Source organism: Spiroplasma kunkelii CR2-3x, from assembly GCF_001274875.1.
Lineage (GTDB): Bacteria > Bacillota_I > Bacilli_A > Mycoplasmatales > Mycoplasmataceae > Spiroplasma > Spiroplasma kunkelii.
The window spans coordinates 1,107,127-1,121,978 of the sequence record NZ_CP010899.1 but is presented as its reverse complement, the minus strand read 5'-3'; the positions used below and the strand labels follow the sequence as shown (position 1 = coordinate 1,121,978).

The following is a 14,852-nucleotide window of genomic DNA, read 5'->3' as shown; positions in this document are numbered from 1 at the left end:
CTTCAAGGTGCAAGTAGATTTATTTTAAAAACTGAACGCTTTAACCTGAAATGGTGCGGATGAAGAGAGAGAATTCTCTGGCACCACAAAGAAAAAACAACTACAAAGTTGTAGTCATTTTTAGTTAATTAATGGGGGTAACTATGAAAAAGAAACTTTGTTTTAAAAAAAGATATTGAGGATATTGCTTTAAATGTAATCAAGAAAATAAAGAAGAAATTGAAAATAGATTGATTAAATACACACTTTCACACGATGAAATTACTAATGAACATTGAGCATTAGGTAAACAAAATTAGGATGAATTAAATTATGAAAAAATATAAATACTTGTTATTATCAAAAGATAAATTTGGATTTAATACTCAGTTTTTTTATACATATATTGAAGCAGAGCTTACTGCTAAAAATATATTTTACAGTGAAAAAACTATTATTAATTTAGAAAAAATTGAATGACAAGGAGAATAAATAATATGTATAAAGATGAAAATGGAAATATTTATACTGAAGAAGATTTATTTAATGAAGCATTAGAAGAATGTCATTCAGAATCAATTGCGGCAGCTTCAATTTTAGCAAAAGTAACAAGATATAATTTAATGCTCAAATTTGATCAAGATTATCCACAATATGATTTTAAAAATAATAAAGGGTACGGAACCAAAAAATATTTATTAGCATTACAAGAATTTGGAGGAATTATAATATGAAAACATTAAAAGATATGATTGCGGACTTAATGCTTAATGAAATTACATCAAGGGGATCACCATCTCAATCTAATGTGTTTTCAATAAAACCATATTCTCCTGGATAAAAATCAGCACCATATAAATAAGCATCTTTTAAATCTAATTTTTCACTTTCTAAATATTGATTTAATTTTTCTTGTTCAACTTCAATACTAGCTTACCCCACAATTCCTGGCTGTCAAATCAATGTTCGTATTTTGGGAACAATTAATATGATTGATAATGGGGAAATTGACACAAAATTAATGGCTGTGATGGCTGATAATCCGCGTTTTAATCATATTCAAACTTTAGAAGATGTTCCATTAGCAATACGAAATGAAATTGAAACTTTCTTTTTACAATATAAAACTTTGGAAAAAAAAGAAGTTAAAATTAATGGTTGAAGTGGCTTAGACCAAGCTTTAAAAGAAATTAAAGAATGTCAAGAACGTTATTTAGAATACAAAGATATTTTAGAAACAAAAGGAAAAGATGCTGTAATGAAAATTTGAAAAGAAAAAGGATTAGGGAAAATTTAAACAAATAAAAACTATTGTTGACACTAGTTTTTATATTGTCTTATTTCTTTTCAATTAATTTTTCTGAAATTATGGCAACAATTTCTTCTGGTGTTTTATGATTGGCATCAATAACTAAAAAATTAAAATTATCTTTTGAGCTTTCATATCATTCCTCATATTTTCGGTTTAATAATGTTCAATAAGCGCTGCCAATATTTTGTTCACTAGCTCGGCCTCTTTTGGTAATTCGTTCCATCGCTACTTCTGGATCAACTCGTAAATAAACAACTAATTCTGGTTTAATGTTTTCATCTAAATATAAACTTTGTAAAACAACAACATCATAAAATTCTTTATAAACTTTATAATCTGTTGTATTCATATATCCTAGTTCATATAAGACATCAACAAAAATTGGATCCTCTAAAATACTACGGTCAAAAATAATATTAGATGTTATTTTTGCTTGTTTTAATTGTTTACTACGCGCCATTACCATATATACTTGCATTTTAAAAGCCATATCTTTTGGATCAGCATAATACTGATCTAAATATGGATTTTCCTCAACTGGCTCATCCATTACCATATAATGATTTTTTTTTCCCAATAGTTTACTAACAGTTGATTTCCCTACTCCAACAACTCCTGCTAATGTAATCCGCATTGTTTTTTTCTCCTTTATTTTGTTTTTAAGTGTGATACTATTCCAAAAAAACGTTTAATTTCTTTTGGTTTTAAATAATGTCATTCACTAGGTTTTAATGTTTCATCTAACTGTAAAAAACCGATTGCAATTCGTTTTAATTTAATAACTTCATGTCCTAATGATTGTATCATTTTTTAAACTTGATGTTTTCTGCCTTCATGAATTGTTAATAAAAGAATCGAAACATTTTTTGCTTCTTCATATTTTACTAATTTTGCTTGCGTTTTGCTTGTTATAATTCCTGGTTCAATTTCAAGTCCTGTTGCTAATTTTTATAGTTTTTGTTTTGAAAGATAACCAGAAACCAAAACATGATATGTCTTATTAAATATGACTTGGGTGTGTAATAATATTAGTAAATTCTCCATCATTAGTCAATAGCAAAAGCCCACTAGTATCATAGTCTAAACGACCCACCGGATAAATTCGCTCTGAAACACCTTTAACATAGTTTAAAACTGTTCAACATCAAATAAACCTTATTTGCCATTTTCTCATTCGTAAGAATTTGATTGTTTATTTGTATTTGATCATTTTTGCTAACTTTAGTACCCAACGTTGTTACCACAATATTATTAACTTTAACTTGTCCTTGAATAATTAATTCTTCTGTTTTTCGTCGTGAACAATAACCTTTTTCTGCAATAACTTTTTGTAAGCGTTCCATTATTTAAATAAATTCTCCTCTTTTTCTATCACAGTTTCCTTAATTTGTGGTAAATCTGCTAAAGAATTTAAATTAAAAACTTTTAAAAATTCTTCAGTAATATTATATGTCATTGGTTTCCCTGATAATTCGCTTTTACCAACTTCATCAATTAAATCGCGTGCGCGTAATTTTTTTAATAACACTATCAGAATTAACTCCCCGTAACTCTTCAATTTCTGGTTTACTAATTGGTCCACGGTAGGCAATAATTGCTAATGTTTCTAATGCTGCTTGTGATAAACATGCTTCTATTTTATTATTAGCTAATTTTAAATAAAATTGATAATATTCTTGCTTTGTTGCTAAGCGATATTTATCAGCTGTAGAATAAAGGATGAAGTAGGACAAAAAACCGACCCTTATTGGGTTGGTTTTTTTATTTAAAAACAACCATAAAAAGGAGATGAAAAAAATATGTCTAAAAATACTTTTATTAAATGTAGTAAATGTGGAACACCAAAGCAGTTTCATACAGTTAACCATCGTGAAAAAACAGAATGATTTGAAGATGTTTATTACACTGAATATTAAAATTTTGTTTTTTTAAAACCTTAAATTTTATAAAACAACTTTAAAAATTAAATATATTGGCTCTACAAGTGTTTAATTTATAATTACATATTTTTAGGGAAGGTTCTCCAACAAGGCATTTTCGCCGGCATGAAACCATTAGAGCTGTTAACTTGTTTTTTTGCGATTTTGTAAATTAATGACTTTGATTAAGATAGACGCGTAGCGGTGCATTCATAACTATTAATTGCAAGGATAAAAATAAAATCGTGTGCGTAGAGGTTGAATAACTTTTAAGAACTGGGTAAGGATTTCTTAATTAATCTACTAGTGGGGACTTGATGAGGAGGTACTTAATACTACAAGTAACTACAAAATGTAGAACATTGTAGTACTTTGTAGTTAATTGTAAAAAGGAGAATTTAAAAATAACTATGAAAAAGAAAATATGTTTTAAAAAAAGATATTGAGGTTATTGTTTTAAATGTAATCAAGAAAATAAAGAAGAAATTGAAAATAGATTGATTAAATACACACTTGGACAAGATGAAATTACTGCTGAACATTGAGCATTAAATACTAGAAAAAATTAGGAGGAATTAAATTATGGAAAAAAGATACTTATTAGTAATGAAATATGAAAATGAAGTTATAACTAAATCATTTTATACATTAAAAGAGGCAAAAATAACTGCTAAAGTTGAAAATCAACAAGAATGATTAACAACTATTATTGATTTAGAAGATGAAAATATTGAATGACAAGGAGAAGAAGAATAAATAATATGAAAGAAATTAGAAATTTACAATTATCAGCATTTCAAAAACAAGTTATTAATAAATTAGATGATGAATACTGCTATGAAATTTATACTTATGCATATGATGAAACAATTAAAATTTTTAATAAAAAAATGGAATTAATAATCACAATAAATAAAAGGGATGACTCTGTATCAGAAAATAATCGCCTAGAAGATTATAAAAAAAGAATTAAATTATTAGAACTTATATTAAAGGAAGAAAAATAATATGAGTAAAAATAATATTATAAGATTTAGTATTGATGAATTTTATGAAAAATATCAAACCAAAGAAGATGAAAATTATTCTAAATATGATTTTACCGCAGGTCATTATTATGTTGAAAATGATTGATCATTAAATTTTAAAGAATTACATCTTGATAAATATAATATTGATGAATTTAAACAGTTAATTGAAGATTATGATAATAATCGTAAAAATTGAGAAAAAACCGAAATTTGTAAAGATTGTGAAAGAAGAAAAAGAAATCAAGAATCTTGTAAAGAAGGGAATGAATAATATGTATAAAGATGAAAATGGAAATATTTATACTGAAGAAGATTTATTTAATGAAGCATTAGAAGAATGTCATTCAGAAGAGAGTGCTTATGACTATATTGAGACATTAATTGAAGAAAAGAATTTGGAGGAATTATAATATGAAAACATTAAAAGATATGATTAAAGATTTAACAGGAGTTACTGTTGAAAAAGAAAAATTAAATCAATATTTAGAAAGTGAAAGATTAGATTTAGAAGATGCTAATTTAGAAGATGCTAATTTAGAGGATGCTAATTTAGAAGATGCTAATTTAAAAGGTGCTAATTTATATGGTGCTAATTTAAAAGGTTCTGATTTAGAAGGCGCTAATTTTAAAGATGCTTATTTATGTGGTATTAAAATCACAAAAAAACAATTAGAACAATTAACTATTGAGGAGGATAAATAATGACAAAAACAGAATCAATTAAATTTGATAAATTACAAGAAGAAAATGATGCACCTAAAGCAGAAAATGAAACACTTAAAAAAGAACTTGCTGAAAAAGATAAAGAGTGAGAAAAACTTGTATTAGAAATATATGATTTACAACAACGCCAATTATATAAAGAAGATTTTGATGAATATTGTCAATATGTAAATGGTCGAAGAGAAGATACTTTTATTATAAAAGATAAATCTTTATATAAAAAATTACCTAATAAGGAGGTGAAATAAATGAGTGATATTGTAAAAAATACAGTAAATAGCATTACATTTCAATTTCCTTTAAAAGTAGATGATTTTAAAAATGAAAGTATTTTAGCATATAATGTTCAAAAATTTAAAGAAGAAAATAAACAAGAATTAACTGAGTATATTTTTAGACATATTAATCATTATGCTTTAAATGGTTATCAAAATGTACATTTAAAAGATATTCCAAGTGCTATTACTAAAAATAATTTTGTTTTTAAAGAATGATTAGAACTTATTCAAAAATTATTAGATGAACATAATAGAATTGGAAAAATAATTACTAATTATAGAAATTATATTGAAAGATATAGAGTTGAAATTAATAATAATATGACGCAAGCACGCATACAAAAGCAACAAGAGTTTTTAAAAGAACAAGAATTAAAAAAACAGGAATTAATTGAAAAAACAAATAATTTAACACCTGAGATGGGTCTTGATATAGACCAAATTCAAGATGAACAAGTTCGTGTAATGGAACAAATTGAGCAAATTGATAAATCATTAGAACAAAAAGAATTAAAAAAAGTTGGTATTAATTTAATAAAAGAAAAAATATTAATAAAAGATATTGAAATACTGGGCATTGATAATGATTTTTTAGAAAATGCTAATCAATATGAATTAGTTCAATTAATTAAAACTTATTTAGTTATTGATGAAAAAATTGTTAAAAATGAAATTAAAGCACAATGAGATAGTAATGTAAATACTAATACTATTGGTATTAAAGGTATTAAATTCAAAATAAATAAAGGAGTGAAATAAAATGATAACTGAATTACAACAATATATTAAAGGTGCAATTATTAAATATGAATTAAAAGTTAATGATAAATATTTAAAAGAAAATATTTTAGCACTTGAAGAATTAAAAATGAAAAATGGACAAAGTTATATGCAGTAAAGTTGGCGATACTGTATTAGATTGTTTTTTAGGAAGTGGAACAACTGCTATTGCTTGTGAACAATTAAGTCGGCATTGAATTGGTATAGAAATTAATAAAAAATATTATAAATTAGCAAAACAAAGATTAAATAGCATCCAAACTACATTATTTTTTTAAAGGAGATTATTTATGAAAAGAAAATTAATTCGTAATATTAATGTTTACTTAAATGAAAAACAAGAAAAAGTTTGAAATGAATTACCTGAATTATATACCAACTTAATGTAATATTATTAATATTATTGGTAAAAAAAGTAAGCTGGTGTGGTGGTTTATCCACGCACCACCTTACTTAAAGGGGTAAAGGTCGCAAAGCGACCTAGGGGCGAAGCCCATTTCCTTGATAATAGTATTATTAAGTATTAAACTGGTATTCCTTAATTTTGGGGTAAAGATATAATAAATAATAGGTGAGATAATTTTTTAAAAATTAGCACCTATCTATTGCAAGTGCTAATTTTTTTGTTATAATTTTTATGTAAATTAAATTTATATTACGATATTTTTTTAAATAATATAAGATATTGTCAATATAAGTGAAGAAAAGAAACAGGAGGTGTTTTGAAGATGGATTCAAAAATAACACAATTAAAAAATGTACCCGTTCTTGTAACACGGGGTAGTTATATTTTTCCAGGCTTTGAACAAGTATTAGAGGTAGGACGAGATAAATCAATTTTAGCAGTGAATACAGCTAGCAAGGATTTTGATAATCATATTGTGTTAGTTAGTCAAAAAAAACCGTTAGAAGATAATCCAAAATTATCTGAAATTTATCGAATTGGGATTTTATCAGAATTAAAAATTCGTAAAGTATGGGAAGATGGTAGTCTAACAGTTAATTTTAAAGCAGTTGATCGAGTAAAAATTTTAGATTTACGCGAAGGAGAATTTTATGCTGCTGATATTGATATTTTAAAATCATTTGTTAAATCAGAAGATAAAATTGTTGAAAAATTAACAGCGAATATTAAAGAATTAATGGAATTACAAGATATTTTGCCAGAAGATTTATTAGATCAAATTGGTGATTCAGTTGATGGGAATGAAGTTGTTGATACGATTGCTCAATTTTTACCATTTATTCCAGTGGCAAAAAAACAAGAAATTATTGAAGAATTAGATGTTGAAAAAAGACTTCAAATTATTTTTGATCATTTAGTTAATAAACAACAAGCCAATGATATTGATAATAAAATTAGCAAAAAAATTAAAGAACGAGTTGATGAACAACAACGTGAATATTACTTACGAGAAAAATTAAAAGCAATTAAAGATGAACTAGATGAATTTGATGGCGCTGCTGACGAAATGAAATTATATAAAGAACGATTAGAAAAAGAACCATTTCCAAAAAATATTAGAGAACGAATTGAACAAGAAATCAATCGTTACGAAGCATTACCACAAGCATCAAGTGAATCAAATATTATTCGAACTTATATTGATTGAATGATGCAAATTCCATGATGAGAAAAAACAGAAGAAAAAAATGATTTAAAATTTGCAAAAGAAGTGTTAGATAAATATCATTTTGGTTTAGATAAAGTTAAGGAAAGAATTGTTGAATACTTAGCCGTTAAAACAATGACTAAATCTTTAAAAGGACAAATTATTTGTTTAGTAGGGCCACCAGGGGTTGGAAAAACAAGTTTAGCAAAATCAATTGCTGAAGCAACAGGAAGAAAATTTGTTAAAATGGCCTTGGGAGGCGTAAAAGATGAATCAGAAATTCGCGGGCATCGTAAAACATATATTGGATCGATGCCAGGCCGCATTATTCAATCAATGAAACGTGCTGGTTCAATAAATCCATTATTTTTATTAGATGAAATTGACAAAATGGCATCAGATTATCGCGGTGACCCCGCTAGTGCAATGTTAGAAGTATTAGATTCAGAACAAAATTCAACCTTTTCTGACCACTACTTAGAAGAAACATATGATTTAAGTGATGTTATGTTTATTGCAACAGCCAATTATTATGATAATATTCCAGAAGCTTTAATTGACCGAATGGAAATTATTCAATTATCATCATATACTGAATTGGAAAAATTTTATATTGCAAAAGATTATTTAGTTCCAAAAGTATTAAGTAATAATGGTTTAGCAGATGGACAATTAATAATTACTGATAATGCAATTAATGAAATAATTAAATATTATACGCGTGAAGCAGGAGTTCGTCAGTTAGAACGAGATTTAAATGCTGTTGCAAGGAAATTTATTGTTAAGTTCTTAAATAAAGAAATGGTTAATTTAACAGTTAAACCAGATACTGTTAATGATTTATTGGGTAAACGTCGTTTTGAACATACCGAAAAAGAAAAAGAATCACAAGTTGGAGTTGTAACAGGATTAGCATATACTCAATTTGGTGGTGATATTTTACCAATTGAAGTTAATAGTTTCTTAGGAAAAGGTTCATTAGTGTTAACTGGAAAATTAGGTGACATAATGAAAGAATCAGCATCAATTTCGTTAGACTATGTAAAAGCAAATTCTGGCAAATTTAACATTGATCCAAAATTCTTTGAAACACATGATATTCATATTCATGTTCCAGAAGGAGCAGTACCAAAAGATGGACCATCAGCTGGAATTACCTTAACAACAGCAATTATCAGTGCTTTAAGTAATCGTCCAGTATCGAAAGATATTGGAATGACTGGTGAAATTACTTTACGAGGACAAGTCTTACCAATTGGTGGCTTACGAGAAAAATCAATTTCTGCCAACCGTAGTGGTTTAAAAACAATTTTAATTCCACATAAAAATATTAAAGATATTGAAGATATTCCAAAAGAAGTGCAAGAAACATTGAATATTATTCCAGTTGGAACATATGATGAAGTTTTCAAAAATGTTTTTGGCACAAACTAATTTTTAAAATGTATCAATTTTATACATTTTTATTTTCTTTGTTTTAACTCTAAATTGACAAAATAATTTAAGTATAGTAATATTTTGTTGTATATGATTTAAAAAATATTTTTTTTAAAGTACATGGCTTATATTTGTTAGTCCTTAATAAATATAATAATGATAAAGGGTAAAAACTATGCGTGCTATGGTAAAAGTTGAAAAATTAGTAAAAAAAATTCTAAAAAATACAAGAAAACACATTAAAAAACTTGCAAGAGCATTAGGTTTTAGTAAAAAGCAATCAGTACAAATTGCAACAAAAAACACACATAATTTAATAGAAACAATGGAAAGTTATCGAAAAATTACTGATTCAGAGCAAAATTTAAATTTTGAACCAGGTTTTTTAACTAACATATCTTGAACTTTTTTAAATAATGATAGTACTAAAGATGAAGATGGTTATGAAATTCCGATTAAATTAAATAATGAGCCAATTTATGAGGAAATTCCTGAGCCAATTTATGATAATATTCCATCTTATAAAAATGAACCAATCTATGATTATTTACCACCAGCAAAACCAGTTCCAGAATTAAGAAAAGAAACAATTATTACATTTCCAAAGTTAGATTCAACAAAAGTTAGCGATGTGTATAAAAATATCACAGAATTTGAAAATGATGCAGTAGAAAAAAATACTGTTGAAAGATAAAATCATAAACTAAGGTAAAATCTTTGAATAATATTATTTTTATTTTAACCATTTAATAACAATGTTTTAAAATAATTTTATTTAAAAGATTTTTTATTTTTTATGTTAAAAATAAAAAAATTATGATTTTTTTATTAAAAAAGTATTTTTAACAATCTATAATTTATATTTAAAGACAAAATGATTTAGAATTACCAAGGGGGGGTTTAATTTTAAAATTGTTGCTAAATTAATATAAATATGATAGAGTGAAAATGTATATGATTTAAAAATATAAATATTGATATTTTTAAAATAAATGACTTTAATTAATTATTTTATTAAAATAAATAATTAATTAAACACTTAAAAGAAAGAAGAATTTATGGAAATTACTTCAGGATTTAAAAAAAATTTTAAAAAATCTTATAAATGAATTAAAAAAAGAATTAATATATTTTTAAAAAAGATTGGTTTTAGTAAAAAGAAAACCTATGAAGTATCAAACCAAATTGTTACTGAAATGTATGGAACAATAGGTAGATATGTTCAAAAAGAAATAAATGATCAAATTGAACAGAGAAGTTTACAACAAGAAAGAAACAGAAACAATTTGGAATTATTTGATCGAGCAAGTGATATGCCATCATATAGTGAAGCAATCATAAATTATCAGTCATATCATCAACCGAGTGGTTTGCCATCATATAAGGAAGTAAAACCAGAATTACCGAGATATGAAGAAGCAGTCGCAGATATTAAACCATTTTATGAAGAACGTGCTAGAAGATATAAAGAATTATTGAATGAAATGAATATCTTTTTTGCGAAAGAAGCATTAAAACCAACTGGCAAAAATTGAACATCAAATTGTAAAACAAGCGAAACCATTATCACAATTAAAAAATGGGCAAAATGGAAACTTGGATGTTGAAGAAAATGAACTATATAGTTTATAAAATAAAAATTTTATTATAAATAAAAACAATATTAAAAGAGGGGTTAAGTTATTAAAAATAAAATTTACTACTTTAAATTTATTCAAAAATATACATATACATACTAGTTTTTATAGGCAATTAATATTTTAATTGCTTTTTTATTTTTTTAAAACACTAAAGGGATATATAATATTTATGCTATAATTTTTTTGTATATGACCAAGGTTACTGGTAAATTACATTAATTTATTTTATGGAGAAAATATGAGTGTAAGAACTTGACTATCTTCGGTAGCAATTTTATGTTTTATTTTAGTTATTTATGAAATAATTTTATTAATAAAATATAAAAGAACTCGTAAAAGAAATTTTAGTAATATGTTAAATGAAACAATAAAAAATTCAAATAAAAATTTAATAAATAAAAAAAAAAATATTGAAAATATCAAAACCAAAGTAGTTAGCAATATTAGTTATAAAGAGAAAATTAATATTATAGTATTAATTATTGCAATCGTAGGAATGTTACTTTTTTCGACATTAAGTTTTTTATATGCATAAAAGTAAAAGATTTTCAAAACACCAAAAAGATAGTTTAATCGCTGCGTGTGTTTTTTTCCCGATTGCTAATATCTTTGGGATAATCTTTATTTCATTTTTCAAAGTATGAAAAATGCCAGGTTTTACTTTTAGTAAATTTTTTCCTTATTTATGAAAATTTATTTCTGAAAATATCACTTTTGTTCTAATTTGTATTGCAGTTATTTCAATCATTTTTTGAGTAATTGCTTCTTTTATAATATTTGTTGCGGCAAAACATTTTGAAAAAACATATGTTAAAAAAACAGAAACATCAGAATATGGAGGCGCAAAATGAATTGTAAATGAATTAGACAATAAAGGGAGTATTAGAGAATTTAATAAATTATATCCTGTTCATAATTTACATGATGTTAAAAATAAGGCCGGATGAGTAGTAAGATTTTTGAAAAAAAATAGTAAAATTAATTTTAATATTCGTACTAATACACATGCAATATGTTTAGGAGCAACAAATAGTGGGAAATCACAAAAAATTGTCATGCCTTCTGCTATTTATAATAGTTGTTTACCAGAAAGATATAAACCATGTCTAATTTTTACCGATCCTAAAGGAGAACTATATGATGTCTTATCAAAACTATTACAAAAAAATGGTTATGAAATATTAGTTTTAAATTTACGTGATCCTAAAAATTCTTCTTCTTGAAATCCATTAGCAATTTCCTACAAGTATTATTATGACTCAGTTACTATTGCAAAAGAGTTAAAGTATTTTATAGTTAAAAATCAAAAACATTTGGAAAAATATGTTTGTTATTATCATGATGAATTTAATTGCACAGAATGTTTTAGAAATATTGTTGACAAAAAAATTGCAATTTTTCGTAATCAATGATTTTTTGATTTAAAAGAAGCACAAGAATTTGTTGAAGCAACTAGAAATGAATTAAAATCATTAGCAATTGAAGAAATTAATGATTTAGTTTTAACAATTTGACCTTTAACTGGTGGTGAAAATGACCATTTTGCAAGTATGGCTGCTAGTATTGCAAAAACAATTATTTTAGGATTATTAGAAATATTAGATGATAATCCAGCGGCGTTACCATTAGAAAAATTTAATTTCCCATTAATTAATATGCTTTGTACTGACCGTAAAAAAATGAAAGCCTGGTTTGCCAGTTTACCATCAACATCATTAGCAAAAATTATTGGATCTAATGCATTAGCAACTGGTGAAAAAGAATTAGGTTCAATTTTTTCAACTTTAGATCGTGGATTACAAATATATCAAGATCTTGGTATTCAATCTATTGTATGTAGTAATGAAATTGATTTATTTAAGTTTACTGAAAAACCAAAAGCTTTATTTTTAATTATTCCTGATGAAAAAACTAATCGTCATATTTTTGCTTCTCTAATTATTTCGCAATTATATAAAGCAAATGTAGGAATTACAACAGAACGAAAAAGTAAACGCTTACCGCGTGATATTCAGTTTTATTTAGATGAGTTTGGAAATATGCCAACAATTCCTAATTTTCAATCCTTTGTTACGGTTGCTCGGAGTAGGGGAATGTTTTTCCTAATAATTGTTCAAGATTTAGATCAAGTTTATGAAAAATATGGAAAAGAAAATGGAACAGTTATTATTTCAAACTGTAATTTAAATATTTATATTCAAACTAATAATTTTGATACTGCAAAAACATATTCAGATATGTTAGGAACTGAAACAGTTGAAATTTTATCTCATTCACGTTCACGTAGTCTACAAACAAAACGAATTATGATTGATCCTGTCCAAAGAAGAAAAGAAGGAATGGAATTAATTAAACCTAGTGATTTAATGAAATTAAAAAATCCTTATGGAATTATATTTAGTTCAAAAGAAAATCCGGGTTTAGTTTATATGGATTCAGCATGAAAATATAGTAAAGTATTTGGTTTAGGTAAACTTAAAAATAGAAAAATAATTAAGCAATTTAATTTTATTAATAATCATTATTTTGATTTATTTTCATATGTTACATCAGGTCAAGTTGAAATGATGAAAAATGAAATTGAAGAAAAAATTGGAACAATTTTAAAAATTCCTCTTGCACAACGAACACCTGAACAAATTAAATTGTTAGAAAAATGTAAAAATATTGGAATTAATTTTACTGAAAGTTAATATAAATATTTATAGTAGTTAATATCTTTTAAAAAGGACACCAAAATTTTTTTTAAATTTTAAGTATTTTTCACAAAACTTAGGAAAATCACCGTAGTGTACTATACCACACACATTTTAAAGATTACAAGTAAAATAATAAAAATATTTATTTATAATATGTAAACTGTAATATGAAGTGCAATAATTTTTACTCAAAAAACTCTTTAATTTTGCTTGTAATTCAAACAAATTAAAATTATTAATAATATATTTCATTAATTTATACATACCATCAAAAATATATAAAATATTAAAAATTTTATAAGTTAATGAAAGGTATATAAATGTTATGTATAGTCATTTAAGTTTTATGGATAAAGTTAAATTATAACAATTATTATTATCAAAAATTTTTTTAAAAAAGAATGGTGAACAGAATATTTCTGCAATTGCTAAATATTTGAATAGACATCGTAGTACTATTTTACGAGAAATTAAAAAGTTTAAAAATATTGATGAATATAGTGCTTATAAGTCAGATAAAATGTATTATAAGAAAAGAAAAAAGAATAATAAAAGATGTAAATTTACGGAAGAGCAGATTAATTTCATCAAAATTATACTTAATAAATATCGTGATTCTCCGAGAGAGTTTATTTATCGTTATTTTTTAAAATTTGGTGTTAAATTTTCGGTTTGTGTTAAAACATTGTATAAATGAATTTGTTTAGATTTTTATGGTTTTTTAAAACAGAATTTGCGACATCGTGGTAAAAAATATAAAACAAAAAGAAAATCTGATAATCGTGGTAAATTAACTGATTTTAAGTCAATTTTAGATATTGAAAATAAAGTTTCTAATGTTGGATGATTTGAAATAGATACTGTTGTTAGAAAAAACCATCAATCTAGTTGTTTATTTTTAGTAGAACAATTAAGTAAAAAATATTTTGCAATAAAATTAGAAAATCATACTGCTAGGGAAGTTGAAAAAAGTTTAAAGATATTGTTATAAACAATAATTTAATTGGGAAAATTAAAAGCGTAATAACTGACAGAGGAAAAGAATTTAGCAAATGACGAGAAATGGAAATATTTGCTGAAACACAAGTATATTTTTGTGATGCTGGTAAACCTCGTCAAAAATCTTTAATTGAAAATATAAATGGTGAGTTTAGAAAATGATTTCCTCTTGGAACTGATTTTAATAATGTTAGTCAACAAAAAATAAATTGAGTAGTTAATAATGTAATAAATGATAAACTCCAACCGTGTTTAAATTGAATAAGTGCTAAAAAAATTTTTTTGCAGAATATATAAACAACAAATATTTAAAAATGTATATTAACTCATAAAATATGTCATTAAAATAATAAAATATGTATTTATTAATTAAAATTAATAAATTATTTTTTATTTTGTTTAAATATTGATAAAATAAAAGAAAAATTAAAATATTTTTAAT

Annotated in this window: 25 protein-coding genes and 2 pseudogenes; 20 read left to right on the top strand and 7 right to left on the bottom strand. The window is 24.8% G+C overall.

Annotated features, from left to right (window positions below; translation table 4 throughout):
* The first annotated feature begins 143 nt into the window (after positions 1-143).
* From SKUN_RS09440 to SKUN_RS06115, 3 genes and pseudogenes are all read left to right on the top strand, one after another.
* Positions 144-299: a hypothetical protein gene (locus SKUN_RS09440; RefSeq protein WP_158500806.1), complete on the top strand. Its 156-nt coding sequence runs from the start codon at positions 144-146 to the stop codon at positions 297-299.
* A gap of 13 nt (positions 300-312) precedes the next feature.
* Positions 313-471, top strand: coding sequence for a hypothetical protein (locus tag SKUN_RS09435; protein WP_158500726.1), 159 nt, complete (start codon positions 313-315; stop codon positions 469-471).
* Positions 472-548: 77 nt separating this feature from the next.
* Positions 549-722: pseudogene (locus tag SKUN_RS06115) on the top strand (ribonuclease HII); the annotation flags it as partial.
* Here SKUN_RS06115 and SKUN_RS08900 read toward each other — a convergent pair.
* Positions 703-837: an inorganic diphosphatase gene (locus SKUN_RS08900; protein ID WP_235511384.1), complete on the bottom strand. Its 135-nt coding sequence runs from the start codon at positions 835-837 to the stop codon at positions 703-705. The pseudogene SKUN_RS06115 and the gene SKUN_RS08900 sit on opposite strands and share 20 nt — an antisense overlap.
* Before the next feature lie 67 nt (positions 838-904).
* Between SKUN_RS08900 and SKUN_RS06110 the strand changes: the two genes are divergently transcribed.
* A complete protein-coding gene (locus tag SKUN_RS06110) occupies positions 905-1,276 on the top strand; it encodes an inorganic diphosphatase (protein ID WP_268794896.1) in 372 nt (123 codons plus the stop codon).
* Positions 1,277-1,316: 40 nt separating this feature from the next.
* On the opposite strand, the gene SKUN_RS06105 is transcribed toward SKUN_RS06110, so the two are convergent.
* The 6 genes from SKUN_RS06105 to scpB all read right to left on the bottom strand — a co-directional run bounded on the left by SKUN_RS06105 (position 1,317) and on the right by scpB (position 3,024).
* On the bottom strand, positions 1,317-1,925 hold the full coding sequence (locus tag SKUN_RS06105; protein ID WP_053391278.1) for a deoxynucleoside kinase: 609 nt from the start codon (positions 1,923-1,925) through the stop codon (positions 1,317-1,319).
* Between the two features lie 14 nt (positions 1,926-1,939).
* The gene (locus tag SKUN_RS10835) at positions 1,940-2,098 is read right to left on the bottom strand and encodes a pseudouridine synthase family protein (RefSeq protein ID WP_235510987.1); all 159 of its coding nucleotides are present in this window, start codon (positions 2,096-2,098) and stop codon (positions 1,940-1,942) included.
* 193 nt (positions 2,099-2,291) lie between these two features.
* Positions 2,292-2,384: a pseudouridine synthase gene (locus SKUN_RS10830; RefSeq protein WP_235510986.1), complete on the bottom strand. Its 93-nt coding sequence runs from the start codon at positions 2,382-2,384 to the stop codon at positions 2,292-2,294.
* A gap of 25 nt (positions 2,385-2,409) precedes the next feature.
* Entirely contained in the window at positions 2,410-2,634 is a 225-nt protein-coding gene (locus SKUN_RS10825) for a S4 domain-containing protein (RefSeq protein WP_235510985.1), read from the bottom strand.
* Positions 2,634-2,819: an SMC-Scp complex subunit ScpB gene (locus tag SKUN_RS11445; RefSeq protein ID WP_268794823.1), complete on the bottom strand. Its 186-nt coding sequence runs from the start codon at positions 2,817-2,819 to the stop codon at positions 2,634-2,636. The genes SKUN_RS10825 and SKUN_RS11445 overlap by 1 nt, the downstream gene beginning before the upstream one ends.
* Positions 2,770-3,024 (bottom strand): SMC-Scp complex subunit ScpB, encoded by a 255-nt coding sequence (gene scpB, locus SKUN_RS06095; RefSeq protein WP_268794822.1) that lies wholly within the window; start codon positions 3,022-3,024, stop codon positions 2,770-2,772. Before scpB ends, SKUN_RS11445 begins: the two co-directional genes overlap by 50 nt.
* A 596-nt stretch (positions 3,025-3,620) precedes the next feature.
* Here scpB and SKUN_RS09430 point away from each other — a divergent pair.
* The 16 genes and pseudogenes from SKUN_RS09430 to SKUN_RS06035 all read left to right on the top strand — a co-directional run bounded on the left by SKUN_RS09430 (position 3,621) and on the right by SKUN_RS06035 (position 14,707).
* Entirely contained in the window at positions 3,621-3,779 is a 159-nt protein-coding gene (locus SKUN_RS09430) for a hypothetical protein (protein ID WP_158500805.1), read from the top strand.
* A 13-nt stretch (positions 3,780-3,792) separates the two neighbouring features.
* Positions 3,793-3,966: a hypothetical protein gene (locus tag SKUN_RS09425; RefSeq protein WP_158500804.1), complete on the top strand. Its 174-nt coding sequence runs from the start codon at positions 3,793-3,795 to the stop codon at positions 3,964-3,966.
* A 5-nt stretch (positions 3,967-3,971) separates the two neighbouring features.
* Complete coding sequence (locus tag SKUN_RS06090; protein WP_053390653.1) at positions 3,972-4,217, top strand: hypothetical protein; 246 nt, start codon at positions 3,972-3,974, stop codon at positions 4,215-4,217.
* A 1-nt stretch (position 4,218) separates the two neighbouring features.
* Entirely contained in the window at positions 4,219-4,512 is a 294-nt protein-coding gene (locus SKUN_RS06085; protein WP_053390654.1) for a hypothetical protein, read from the top strand.
* Positions 4,505-4,651: a hypothetical protein gene (locus SKUN_RS09420; protein ID WP_158500745.1), complete on the top strand. Its 147-nt coding sequence runs from the start codon at positions 4,505-4,507 to the stop codon at positions 4,649-4,651. Before SKUN_RS06085 ends, SKUN_RS09420 begins: the two co-directional genes overlap by 8 nt.
* Position 4,652: 1 nt before the next feature.
* Positions 4,653-4,943 (top strand): pentapeptide repeat-containing protein, encoded by a 291-nt coding sequence (locus tag SKUN_RS06080; RefSeq protein WP_053391277.1) that lies wholly within the window; start codon positions 4,653-4,655, stop codon positions 4,941-4,943.
* The gene (locus SKUN_RS06075) at positions 4,943-5,212 is read left to right on the top strand and encodes a hypothetical protein (RefSeq protein WP_053391276.1); all 270 of its coding nucleotides are present in this window, start codon (positions 4,943-4,945) and stop codon (positions 5,210-5,212) included. The genes SKUN_RS06080 and SKUN_RS06075 overlap by 1 nt, the downstream gene beginning before the upstream one ends.
* Positions 5,213-6,001: a hypothetical protein gene (locus tag SKUN_RS06070; protein WP_053391275.1), complete on the top strand. Its 789-nt coding sequence runs from the start codon at positions 5,213-5,215 to the stop codon at positions 5,999-6,001. It abuts the gene before it with no gap.
* Between the two features lies 1 nt (position 6,002).
* Positions 6,003-6,140: a hypothetical protein gene (locus tag SKUN_RS09415; RefSeq protein WP_158500803.1), complete on the top strand. Its 138-nt coding sequence runs from the start codon at positions 6,003-6,005 to the stop codon at positions 6,138-6,140.
* Positions 6,118-6,300 carry a site-specific DNA-methyltransferase gene (locus SKUN_RS06065; protein ID WP_053391274.1) on the top strand — a complete coding sequence of 61 codons (183 nt, stop codon included), beginning with the start codon at positions 6,118-6,120 and terminating at the stop codon, positions 6,298-6,300. The genes SKUN_RS09415 and SKUN_RS06065 overlap by 23 nt, the downstream gene beginning before the upstream one ends.
* 450 nt (positions 6,301-6,750) lie before the next feature.
* Positions 6,751-9,069 carry an endopeptidase La gene (lon, locus tag SKUN_RS06060; RefSeq protein ID WP_053391273.1) on the top strand — a complete coding sequence of 773 codons (2,319 nt, stop codon included), beginning with the start codon at positions 6,751-6,753 and terminating at the stop codon, positions 9,067-9,069.
* A 178-nt stretch (positions 9,070-9,247) separates the two neighbouring features.
* Positions 9,248-9,766 carry a hypothetical protein gene (locus tag SKUN_RS06055; protein ID WP_053391272.1) on the top strand — a complete coding sequence of 173 codons (519 nt, stop codon included), beginning with the start codon at positions 9,248-9,250 and terminating at the stop codon, positions 9,764-9,766.
* Positions 9,767-10,130: 364 nt separating this feature from the next.
* A complete protein-coding gene (locus SKUN_RS06050) occupies positions 10,131-10,697 on the top strand; it encodes a hypothetical protein (protein WP_235510984.1) in 567 nt (188 codons plus the stop codon).
* Between the two features lie 253 nt (positions 10,698-10,950).
* Positions 10,951-11,247, top strand: coding sequence for a hypothetical protein (locus SKUN_RS06045; RefSeq protein ID WP_053391271.1), 297 nt, complete (start codon positions 10,951-10,953; stop codon positions 11,245-11,247).
* On the top strand, positions 11,240-13,405 hold the full coding sequence (locus tag SKUN_RS06040) for a type IV secretory system conjugative DNA transfer family protein (RefSeq protein WP_053391270.1): 2,166 nt from the start codon (positions 11,240-11,242) through the stop codon (positions 13,403-13,405). The genes SKUN_RS06045 and SKUN_RS06040 overlap by 8 nt, the downstream gene beginning before the upstream one ends.
* 376 nt (positions 13,406-13,781) lie before the next feature.
* A pseudogene (locus SKUN_RS06035) lies at positions 13,782-14,707 on the top strand (IS30 family transposase).
* Positions 14,708-14,852: the final 145 nt, after the last annotated feature.